The following is a 10,319-nucleotide window of genomic DNA, read 5'->3' on the forward strand; positions in this document are numbered from 1 at the left end:
ACGGAAACAACCACCTAATGCGCGTCGCGCTTCAGGTGCCCGGTCAGGCCCGAAAAGGAAAGCGCAATGGACGATCATGGTGAATCGGCTGCGCTCTGCGCCGGGCTTTCCGGCGCGCTGACGGAATTCGGCCACCGGCTGATGGCGCGGGTCTATTATGCCGACACCGATTTCTCCGGCGTCGTCTACCACGCGCGCTATCTCGAATTTTTCGAGCGCGGCCGTTCCGATTATCTCAGGCTTGCTGGCGTCCATCACACCGAGCTCGCCGGGGGCAAGCATGGCGAAAGAATGGTCTGGGTGGTACGGCGCATGGAGATCAACTTCCGCGGATCCGCCCGTATGGACGATATCTTGACTATCGAGACGCGCACCGAGGAGATTTCGGGGGCCCGCATCTTCATGGCGCAGCAGCTGAAGCGCGGCGGCGAGGTGCTGGTCGAGGCGCGGGTCGAGGCGGCGATCATCGGCGAGAACGGTCGGCCAAGGCGTTTTCCTAAGGAATGGATCGCTGCCTTCATATCCAAGGCAAATCAGTAGGTTACCGGCGTCAATAATTCGCTGACGGTCCCACGCGACTCGCTCAAGGCGCGGTAATGCGCCGCGCTGTACCTACTAACCGATCCTTAACCATAACGGTTCATGAAGAGAGTGGTGAAGATTGGAGGAATCCAGCGCCTTCCTTTCACCAACATTTGCCCCGAAAAGGCCGCCAACGGTGCATTTTTGGGTTATTCCGCCAGCTTTGCGCGAACGGATCATAAGGGATGCCCATGGGCCAGCCGCCAGCCGTGCCCGGAAAATTCTTAAGGACGTAACCATGGAAAATATCGCACTCGCCGAACCGGGCGCGCATTTGTCGATTTGGGCGCTGTTCATGCAGGCCGGCTGGGTGGTCAAGCTGGTCATGATCGGGCTGCTCTGCGCCTCGATCTGGACCTGGGCGATCATCGTCGACAAGCTCGTCGCCTATGGCCGCATGCGGCTCGCGCTCAATCGCTTCGAACAGGTGTTCTGGTCCGGGCAGTCGCTGGAGGAACTCTACCGCACGCTCGCCGACCGCAAAACGACCGGCATGGGCGCCATCTTCGTCGCCGCCATGCGCGAATGGAAGAAGAGCTTCGAGAAGGGCGCGAAATCGCCGCTTGGCCTGCAGACCCGCATCGACAAGGCGATGGACCTGGCGCTGACCCGCGAAATGGAAAAGCTGGAAGGACGGCTTGGCTTTCTCGCCACCACCGGCTCGGCGGCGCCCTTCATCGGCCTGTTCGGCACCGTGATCGGCATCATGACCTCGTTCCAGGCGATCGCCGCATCCAAGAATACCAGCCTGTCGGTGGTCGCACCCGGCATTGCCGAAGCGCTGCTGGCCACGGCAATAGGCCTGCTCGCGGCCATCCCCGCCGTCATCGCCTACAACAAGCTGTCGTCGGACGCGAGCAAGATCGCCGTGCGCATGGAAGGGTTCGCGGACGAGTTCTCCGCCATACTCTCGCGCCAAATCGATGAAAAAGTCGCGCAGAAGACCTGAGGAACAATCATGGGAATGTCTGTAGGCGCGGGTGGCGGAGGACGCGGTGGTCGCGGCCACAGGCGGCGCGGCCGCCATCACGCGATGATATCGGAAATCAACGTCACGCCGATGGTCGACGTGATGCTGGTGCTGCTGATCATCTTCATGGTCGCGGCGCCGTTGCTGACGGTCGGCGTGCCGATCGACCTGCCGGACACACAGGCCAAGGCGATGAACGCCGATACACAGCCTATAACCGTCTCCATCAACCCGGCCGGCCAGATTTACCTGCAGGAAACTGAGATCCCGATAGAGGAACTGGTGGCGAAGCTGCAGGCGATCTCCAAGACGGGCTACGACGAGCGCATTTTCATCAGGGGTGACAAGGCGACGGATTACGGGACGGCCATGAAGGTGATGGCCCGCATCTCGGCCGCCGGCTACAAGAATATCGGCCTGGTTTCACTGCAGGAACAGGATCAATAGACGCAAGATGAGGACCGGCCTCACCACATCGGTGATCTTGCATGCGGTCGCGATCGGCTTCGGCCTGTTCACGCTGTCGGCGCCGGCTGCATTGCCGGCGTCCGATGCCGAGTCGCTGGCGGTCGAAATCGTGCCGATGGAGGCGACAGCGCAGATACAGAAAGGCGACAAGAAAGCTGCGGTGAGCGAAAAGCCGGCGCCACTGCCGACGCAGCGTCCGGACATCGTGGCCGACGCCCAGACGGTCGGCGACAACAGCGTCGATACCGACAAGCCGCCGACGCCGGATCCCAAGCCCCAGCCAGTCGATAAGGCTGAGGCGCCGCCGCCCGCGCCGACGCCGAAAGAGAAGCCAAAGCCCGAGGACGTGCCGAAGCCGAAGGAGCAGCCCAAGCCTGTTCCGGCGACGGAGGTCGCACCGGTGCCGCAGCCGAAGGAAGAGGTCAAGCCCGAGCCGGTCAAGCAGGCGGAACCTAAGCCGACACCAGCCAAGGAACCGGCGCCGACGCCGCCGCAGGACAAGACCGCAGCCATCGACCCGCAGCCTGAGGTCAAGCCGGACGCCGTCGCCGAAGCGATTGCCAAGGAACCGCCACCCGAGGAGACGCAGCTTCCGGACTCGGCGCCCGCCCCGCAGGCGCGGCCGAAGCCGCAGCCGGCTCAGGCCGAAAGCGCCAAGGCGCCGGAGCGCAAGCACGCCGACAAACCAGTCAAGGAAGCCTCGTCCAGGCCGAAATCGGAAGACAAGCAGTTCAACGCCGACGAGATTTCGGCGCTGCTCGACAAGCGGAAGCCGTCCGGCGGCGGCGCCAAGCGCTCGACCCAGCAGGCATCGCTCGGCGGGGACAAGGATCAGGGCCAGAAGCTTTCAAGGTCGGAGCAGGGGGCGTTGGAGGCTCAGCTTGGTGGTTGCTGGACCCTGCCGGTAGGGCTCGAGGGTTCCGAGAATTTCGTCGTCGTAGTCCGGTTCAACCTGGACGCCTCCGGCAAGCTGGACGGACGGCCATCCGTCGAACAGTCGAGCGGAAACCGCCCGTTCGACGAAAGTGCCGTGCGCGCGGTTCAGAAATGCGATGTGGCCGGACTGCGGGTCCCCGCAGGCAAACAAGACATCTGGGCCGACGTTCGGGTCACCTTCGATCCGAGGGAGATGCTGGGCCTATAGGCCTAGCGCCCGTAGAATCATTGAAGAGAAGCGAGAAGACATGAAATCCATCCTCAAGCCGCTCCTGATGATCGTAGCGCTGGCGCTGAGCATGACTGCCGCCGCCACCTTGCCGGCGCGGGCGCTCGTTGAACTCAACGTCAACAAAGGCAATGTCGAGCCGCTGCCGATCGCCATCACCGATTTCCAGGGCGGAGATGCGCTGGGCGCGGAGATTTCCGGCATCGTCAGCGCAGATCTTAAACGCTCCGGCCTGTTCGCGCCGATCGACAAGAGCGCCTTCATCGAAAAGATCTCGAACCCGGATGCCACGCCCCGCTTCGAGGACTGGAAGGTGATCAATGCCCAGGCGCTGGTCACCGGTAGCGTCAGCAAGGAGGCCGACGGCCGCGTCCGCGCCCAGTACAGGCTGTGGGACACCTTTGCCGGCCAGCAGATGTCGGGCGAGCAGTTCTTCGCCAACGACGCCAATACAAGGCGTGTCGCTCATATCATCGCGGACGCCATCTATGAGCGGCTGACCGGCGAGAAGGGCTACTTCGACACGCGCGTCGTCTTCATCGACGAATCGGGCGCAAAGAACGCGCGCAAGAAGCGCCTCGCCATCATGGACCAGGACGGCGCCAACGTCCGTTACCTATCGAACGGCAAGTCGATCGTGCTGACCCCGCGTTTCTCGCCGAACCGGCAGGAAATCACCTACATGTCCTATGAAAGCGGCCAGCCGAAGGTCTATCTGCTGCAGATCGAGACCGGGCAGCGCGAACTGGTCGGCGACTTTCCCGGCATGACCTTTGCGCCGCGCTTCTCGCCCGACGGCCAAAAGGTGATCATGAGCCTGCTGCGCGACGACGGCAATTCCAACATCTTCGCCATGGATTTGAGAAGCCGCTCGACGACCAGGCTCACCAATTCGACGGCCATCGACACCTCGCCGTCCTATTCGCCGGATGGCAGCAAGGTGGTGTTCACCTCCGACCGCGGCGGCCGCGCGCAGATCTATGTGATGGGCGCCGACGGTTCGGGCCAGACCCGCATCTCCTTCGGCGACGGCGTCTATTCAACGCCGGTATGGTCGCCGCGCGGCGATCTCATCGCCTTCACCAAGCAGACTGCCGGCGAATTCCAGATCGGCGTCATGCGCGTCGACGGTTCGGGCGAGCGCATCCTTTCAACCGGCTTCCAGCAGGAGGGGCCGACCTGGGCGCCCAACGGCCGGGTGCTGATGTTCTTCCGCGATTCAGCAGGCGGGCCGAAACTCGTTTCGGTCGATCTCACCGGCCGCAACGAACAGTCGATCCCGACCGCGAATTTCGCGTCGGACCCGGCCTGGTCGCCGCTGCTCGAGTGAGAGGAATTGGAGAATTGAAGAATTGAAGAATTGAAGAGATGGAGAAAACGGGATTCCTCAGCTCTTCAATTCACTCCTTTCACCGCTTGGTCGCGTTTTAGCCGCATTTCCGCCTACGGTCCGCGCACATTGTTGACCCCCCCCTCGGGCGGCCCCTGGCAAAACGGCTGCGGACGGCAGCCGAAACCAAATTTTAACCGTGTTTCTTGAACGCCGGTTAACCCAAACGTGGTTACTGGACGATCAACGAAATCACTCGAATTGCGAAGGAGAGGCGGCATGGGCCGTATCGCAGCACTTACCAGAAACCCGGCGATGATCGCGCTGGTGGCGTTGCTCGCCATCGCCGGTTGCGCCTCGAAGAAAACCCCAAACAGCGCCGCCGATCTCGGTCTCAGCGGCGCCGGGGCGGCAACGCCCGGATCGGCCCAGGACTTCACCGTCAACATCGGCGATCGCATCTTCTTCGACACGGATTCGTCTTCGATCCGCGCCGATGCGCAGACGACGCTTTCGCGCCAGGCGCAGTGGCTAAACCAGTATAGGCAGTACGCAATCGTTATCGAAGGCCATGCCGACGAGCGCGGCACGCGCGAATACAATCTGGCGCTCGGCGCCCGCCGTGCCGCCGCCACCCGCGACTTCCTCGTCGCCAGGGGTGTTTCCGCCCAGCGCCTGAAGACCATTTCCTACGGCAAGGAGCGTCCGGTCGCGGTTTGCGACGACATCTCCTGCTGGTCGCAGAACCGCCGCGCCGTCACCACGCTCGGCGGCGCCGGTTCTTGATCGGCAACTCCTGATCGGCAAAAATGCAACACATATGTGCGAAAGGCGGCCGCGGCCGCCTTTTTCATGTCCGGCGCCCGGATATGAGACTTGAAACAAAATTTGGCCGAAGTCCTGCCGTCCTGCTAAGAGCCGAGGCACGCAACAGGCTAACAATTTCACGGCGAGAGGCACATGCATTTCAGATCGGTCTTGAGCGGCACGCTTGCGCTGCTGCTCGTATCAAGCGTCGCTGTCCCGGCAATCGGCAATGAGCAAGGTGCAGAAAAAAGCGGTTTTTCCTTCCGCCTGCCGACGCTCGGCATTTTCGGTGAAAAAAAGAAACCGGATCAGGTTCAATTTGCACAGGATGGCACCGGCACTACCGCGCTGGAGGAACAACTCCGGCAAATGAACGGCAAGATCGAGGAGCTCAACTTCCAGGTGCTGCAGATGCAGGAGCAGATCCGCAAGCAGCAGGAAGACAACGAGTTCCGTTTCCAGCAGCTGGAAGGCGGTTCGCAAGGCGCGCAGCAACCGGCCGAGCAGAAGAAGTCCGACGCCACCACCAACACCGACAGCAGCGTCGCCGAGGCTCCGGCGACGCACGCGCCGGCAGATGCGGGCTCACCGCCCGCCGGCGGTGAGAGCGGGGAGGTCATCGTCGAATCGCCGACGGGCGAACCCGGCACTGTGATCCCGGGCACGCCGCCGAAGACGTTCGGCACCATCACCGTCGACAAGAACGGCAATGTGATCGACGCCGACGGCAACACCCAGGCACATGCACCGGCGCAGAACACCGCCCCTGCCACCAGCGACCAAGCCCCCGGTGACCAAGCCGCTGGTACGCAGGCCGGCAAGTCCGACGATACGGTGGTCGCGGCGCTGCCCGCCACCGACGACCCGGAGGAGCTTTATCGCAACTCCTACCAATTCATCCTGTCGGGCGACTACAGCACTGCCGAACAGGGTTTTCGCGACCACATCGCCCGCTTCCCCAAGGACGCCAAGGCGGCGGACGCGCATTACTGGCTGGGTGAGTCGCTGCTCGGCCAGCAGAAATACCGCGACGCGGCCGAGACTTTCCTCGCCGCCAGCAAGGACTATCCGAAGGCCAAGAAGGCTCCCGACATGCTGCTGAAGCTCGGCGTGTCGCTGGTCGGATTGAATCAGCGCGACGTGGCCTGCGCCACTTTCGGCGAGATCGGCAAGCGCTATCCCAACGTTTCCGGCACGCTCAAGGAACGCGTCAAGCAGGAAAGGGCGCTCGCGGCGTGCTAGTTTTTCTCTTGCATGTCGTTGCCCCAAAACCGGGCCTACTTTTGGGCGACATGCATTGACGCTCGAAACCGAGCCTGACCCTTCGGTTTTTTCGCAGATCGACTTTACCAACGGCGCTGTTGCGGCCGTGTCTGGCGGCAGCGACTCGACCGCCCTTCTCCTTCTCCTCAAAGAGCACCTCGACCGTACCGCGCCCGCAACGAAATTGCTGGCTGTGACGATCGATCACGGGCTGCGGCCGGGCTCGGCGGCGGAAGCGCAAGCCGTGGCCAGGCTTTGCGTCGGGCGCGGCATTGCCCACCGCACCCTGGTCTGGTCCGGGCGCAAGCCGTCGACCGGCCTGCCAGCTGCCGCGCGAGAGGCACGCTACCGGCTGCTGTCCGAGGCAGCGCAGGCGGAAGCTATCGGCCTGATCCTGACCGGCCACACTGCCGACGACCAGGCCGAGACCGTGCTGATGCGGCAAGCACGCGAGGATAGGGCACGCGAAGATGGGCGAGGTCTCGCCGGCATGGCGCCCGCGACCCTTTACGACTGGCGGATCTGGATCGCACGGCCGCTTCTCGGCACACGACGGGCGGCGCTGCGCGAAGTCCTGCGGCGCGCGAATGTCGGCTGGGCCGAAGACCCGACCAATGAAGACGAGGCTTTCGAGAGGCCGCGTATCCGCGCAGCGCTCGCCGACCGCAATAGTATCCAGCGCGTGGAAGACGCGGTTGCGCTGGCCGCGCGGGCTGCGGTGGAGCGCGAACAGCTTGGCCATCGCGCGGCCACGCTGATCCGCGGCTTTGCCAGCAGGCCCGCCGCCGGCCTTATCCGTCTCGATCCGGGCTTCGCGACGGCCGGCGACGAGGCGGCGGCCGTCTACGCGCTGCGCATCCTGCTGGCGACTGTCGGCGGCGTTGCCTTTCTGCCCGACCAGGTTCGTAGCGAGGCGCTGCTCGATCGGCTGAGGGCCACCCCGTTTTGCGCCACATTGTCGCGGACGGTGGTCGATGCAAGGCGTACCGGCCTCTTCCTGCGTCGCGAAACCCGCAACCCGCCGCCCGCTGCTCCTGCCGTGAACAATGCCCTCTGGGACGGCCGCCGGAGGATCACATTGGGCGACGAACCAGGTGCATTTTTGATCGCGCCGGTCGGCGCGGCTCGTGCCGCAAAACAGGCAATTTCCGAAGAGGACGCGCCGCCAAGCCTTGTCCGCGCGGCCCTGGCGGCCGAGCCGGTGCTGTGGCGTGCAAGCGAACTTCTTGGCGAATGCCTTAGTTCGGCGCAGGACAGCCCAGTCTTGCCGGGAATGGCGGTATGCCCGGTCGTCGCGCCCTTTGCCCGCTTCCTGCCGTCCTTCGACTTGGCGCCGGCCGGAACTGTCGCCGCGCTGATCGGCGCGCCGCTTCTTCCTGCCGCGCCTTTTAGCGGCCACACTGCCGGTTGATCGTGGGCGAAAGCTTAACCGCGACATGCTGTTCTGCTTGGCAAGGGAAGGCGCCATCCCTATGTTAGACCCAAGTTTCCTCTCACGACGCGTGTCCGCCGGCGGACACCAACGGGACAATTGATGAATCCGAATTATCGCAATCTCGCGCTCTGGGCGATCATAGCGGTCCTGCTCATCGCTCTCTTCAATCTGTTCCAGACGCCTCAGACGCGCGGAGCAGCGAGCGATGTCCCCTATTCGCAGTTCCTGCAGGATGTCGCGGCCGGCCGGGTCAAGACGGTGACCATAGCGGGTGCCCGCATCTCTGGCACCTATACCGACACCTCTACTGGCTTCCAGACCTATTCGCCGGGTGATCCGTCGCTGGTTTCGAGACTCCAGGACAAGAGCGTCACCATCAACGCGCGTCCCGAATCCGACGGTTCCAATTCGCTGTTCGGCTATCTCATCTCCTGGCTGCCGATGATCCTCATCCTTGGCGTCTGGATATTCTTCATGCGCCAGATGCAGTCCGGCTCCGGCCGCGCCATGGGCTTCGGCAAATCAAAAGCCAAGCTTTTGACCGAAGCGCATGGCCGCGTCACCTTCCAGGACGTCGCCGGCGTCGACGAAGCCAAGCAAGATCTGGAAGAGATCGTCGAATTCCTGCGTGATCCGCAGAAGTTCCAGCGGCTCGGCGGCAAAATCCCGCGCGGCGTGCTGCTCGTCGGTCCTCCCGGGACCGGCAAGACGCTGCTTGCCCGTTCGGTCGCCGGTGAGGCCAACGTGCCGTTCTTCACCATTTCCGGCTCGGACTTTGTCGAGATGTTCGTCGGTGTCGGCGCCAGCCGCGTCCGCGACATGTTCGACCAGGCCAAGAAGAATGCGCCCTGCATCATCTTCATCGACGAAATCGACGCGGTCGGCCGCCATCGCGGCGCCGGCCTCGGCGGCGGCAACGACGAACGCGAGCAGACGCTGAACCAGTTGCTGGTCGAGATGGACGGCTTCGAATCCAACGAAAGCATCATTCTGATCGCCGCCACCAACCGGCCGGACGTACTCGATCCGGCGCTGCTCAGGCCCGGCCGGTTCGACCGCCAGGTGGTGGTGCCGAACCCCGACATCGTCGGCCGCGAGAAGATCCTGAAGGTGCATGTGCGCAACGTGCCGCTGGCGCCCAATGTCGACCTCAAGGTGATAGCACGCGGCACGCCGGGCTTTTCCGGTGCCGACCTGATGAACCTGGTCAATGAATCCGCCCTGATGGCGGCGCGCCGTAACAAGCGCCTTGTCACCATGGCCGAGTTCGAGGACGCCAAGGACAAGATCATGATGGGCGCCGAGCGCCGCTCGTCGGCCATGACCCAGGCCGAGAAGGAACTCACCGCCTATCACGAGGCCGGCCACGCCATTCTGGCGCTGAACGTGCCGTCGGCCGATCCGCTGCACAAGGCGACCATCATCCCGCGTGGCCGGGCGCTTGGCATGGTCATGCAGCTGCCGGAAGGCGATCGCTATTCGATGAGCTACAAATACATGATCTCGCGCCTCGCCATCATGATGGGTGGCCGCGTCGCCGAGGAGTTCAAGTTCGGCAAGGAGAACATCACCTCGGGCGCCTCCTCGGATATCGAGCAGGCGACCAAGCTGGCGCGCGCCATGGTCACGCGCTGGGGCTTCTCCGACAAGCTCGGCCATGTCGCCTATGGCGATAACCAGGAAGAGGTCTTCCTCGGCCATTCGGTGGCGCGCACGCAGAACGTCTCGGAAGAGACGGCCCAGATAATCGACGCCGAAGTGCGCCGGCTGATCGACGAGGCCTATTCGACGGCGAAATCCATCCTGACCAAGAAGAAGAAGGAATGGATCGCGCTGGCGCAGGGGCTGTTGGAGTATGAGACGCTGTCCGGCGAGGAGATCAAGCAGCTGATCGCCGGCCACAAGCCCGCCCGCGATCTCGGCGACGACACGCCACCGAGCCGTGGCTCGGCCGTGCCGAAGTCCGGCAGCCGCCGCAAGAAGGGCCCGGAGCCCGAAGGCGGCATGGAGCCTCAGCCGTCAAGCTAGGGTCCGGCTCAGGAGATTGATTTCGAAAGACGCCGCGGTGTTGACCGCGGCGTTTTGGCCTGCAGAGGCTTGCGCGGTCGGCTGAAAAGTCCGTCGGTCGCAGCATAGCTCTCCAACCGCGTTGGGGACGATCAATCGAAGATGTCGGCGCCGCCCCTCATCGCCCTGCCGGGCACTTCTCCCCGTATAGTGACCTATCGCATTCACACATCTCGGTTGCGCTTTGGGGCGAAGCTCGATTCTATTTCGGCGGGAAAGACGAAGGAGGTTT

Annotated in this window: 9 protein-coding genes; all 9 read left to right on the plus strand. The window is 63.5% G+C overall.

Annotated features, from left to right (window positions below; translation table 11 throughout):
• Positions 1 to 66: 66 nt before the first annotated feature.
• The 9 genes from ybgC (at position 67) to ftsH (ending at position 10,048) form a co-directional block, all read left to right on the plus strand.
• Positions 67 to 540, plus strand: coding sequence for a tol-pal system-associated acyl-CoA thioesterase (gene ybgC / locus NKH12_RS20680; RefSeq protein WP_352954832.1), 474 nt, complete (start codon positions 67 to 69; stop codon positions 538 to 540).
• A 280-nt stretch (positions 541 to 820) separates the two neighbouring features.
• The gene (tolQ, locus tag NKH12_RS20685) at positions 821 to 1,531 is read left to right on the plus strand and encodes a protein TolQ (RefSeq protein WP_029348869.1); all 711 of its coding nucleotides are present in this window, start codon (positions 821 to 823) and stop codon (positions 1,529 to 1,531) included.
• A 9-nt stretch (positions 1,532 to 1,540) separates the two neighbouring features.
• Entirely contained in the window at positions 1,541 to 1,999 is a 459-nt protein-coding gene (gene tolR / locus NKH12_RS20690) for a protein TolR (protein WP_352954833.1), read from the plus strand.
• A gap of 7 nt (positions 2,000 to 2,006) precedes the next feature.
• Positions 2,007 to 3,164, plus strand: a complete 1,158-nt coding sequence (gene tolA, locus NKH12_RS20695) for a cell envelope integrity protein TolA (protein ID WP_352954834.1) — start codon at positions 2,007 to 2,009, stop codon at positions 3,162 to 3,164.
• Positions 3,165 to 3,231: 67 nt separating this feature from the next.
• Positions 3,232 to 4,515: a Tol-Pal system beta propeller repeat protein TolB gene (tolB, locus tag NKH12_RS20700; protein ID WP_352954839.1), complete on the plus strand. Its 1,284-nt coding sequence runs from the start codon at positions 3,232 to 3,234 to the stop codon at positions 4,513 to 4,515.
• 279 nt (positions 4,516 to 4,794) lie between these two features.
• Positions 4,795 to 5,301 carry a peptidoglycan-associated lipoprotein Pal gene (pal, locus tag NKH12_RS20705; protein ID WP_352954835.1) on the plus strand — a complete coding sequence of 169 codons (507 nt, stop codon included), beginning with the start codon at positions 4,795 to 4,797 and terminating at the stop codon, positions 5,299 to 5,301.
• Positions 5,302 to 5,475: 174 nt separating this feature from the next.
• Positions 5,476 to 6,564, plus strand: a complete 1,089-nt coding sequence (gene ybgF / locus NKH12_RS20710; RefSeq protein ID WP_352954836.1) for a tol-pal system protein YbgF — start codon at positions 5,476 to 5,478, stop codon at positions 6,562 to 6,564.
• 55 nt (positions 6,565 to 6,619) lie between these two features.
• Complete coding sequence (tilS, locus tag NKH12_RS20715) at positions 6,620 to 7,996, plus strand: tRNA lysidine(34) synthetase TilS (protein WP_352954837.1); 1,377 nt, start codon at positions 6,620 to 6,622, stop codon at positions 7,994 to 7,996.
• A 123-nt stretch (positions 7,997 to 8,119) separates the two neighbouring features.
• Positions 8,120 to 10,048 carry an ATP-dependent zinc metalloprotease FtsH gene (ftsH, locus tag NKH12_RS20720; protein WP_352954838.1) on the plus strand — a complete coding sequence of 643 codons (1,929 nt, stop codon included), beginning with the start codon at positions 8,120 to 8,122 and terminating at the stop codon, positions 10,046 to 10,048.
• Positions 10,049 to 10,319: the final 271 nt, after the last annotated feature.

This window comes from Mesorhizobium sp. M1322 (assembly GCF_040318085.1).
Taxonomy (GTDB): domain Bacteria; phylum Pseudomonadota; class Alphaproteobacteria; order Rhizobiales; family Rhizobiaceae; genus Mesorhizobium.

Bases quoted from the DNA above. Each gene is read 5' to 3' on its own strand.
- ybgC (WP_352954832.1), top strand. From the start codon at position 67: ATGGACGATCATGGTGAATCGGCTGCGCTCTGCGCCGGGCTTTCCGGC.
- tolQ (WP_029348869.1), top strand. From the start codon at position 821: ATGGAAAATATCGCACTCGCCGAACCGGGCGCGCATTTGTCGATTTGG.
- tolR (WP_352954833.1), top strand. From the start codon at position 1,541: ATGGGAATGTCTGTAGGCGCGGGTGGCGGAGGACGCGGTGGTCGCGGC.
- tolA (WP_352954834.1), top strand. From the start codon at position 2,007: ATGAGGACCGGCCTCACCACATCGGTGATCTTGCATGCGGTCGCGATC.
- tolB (WP_352954839.1), top strand. From the start codon at position 3,232: ATGATCGTAGCGCTGGCGCTGAGCATGACTGCCGCCGCCACCTTGCCG.
- pal (WP_352954835.1), top strand. From the start codon at position 4,795: ATGGGCCGTATCGCAGCACTTACCAGAAACCCGGCGATGATCGCGCTG.
- ybgF (WP_352954836.1), top strand. From the start codon at position 5,476: ATGCATTTCAGATCGGTCTTGAGCGGCACGCTTGCGCTGCTGCTCGTA.
- ftsH (WP_352954838.1), top strand. From the start codon at position 8,120: ATGAATCCGAATTATCGCAATCTCGCGCTCTGGGCGATCATAGCGGTC.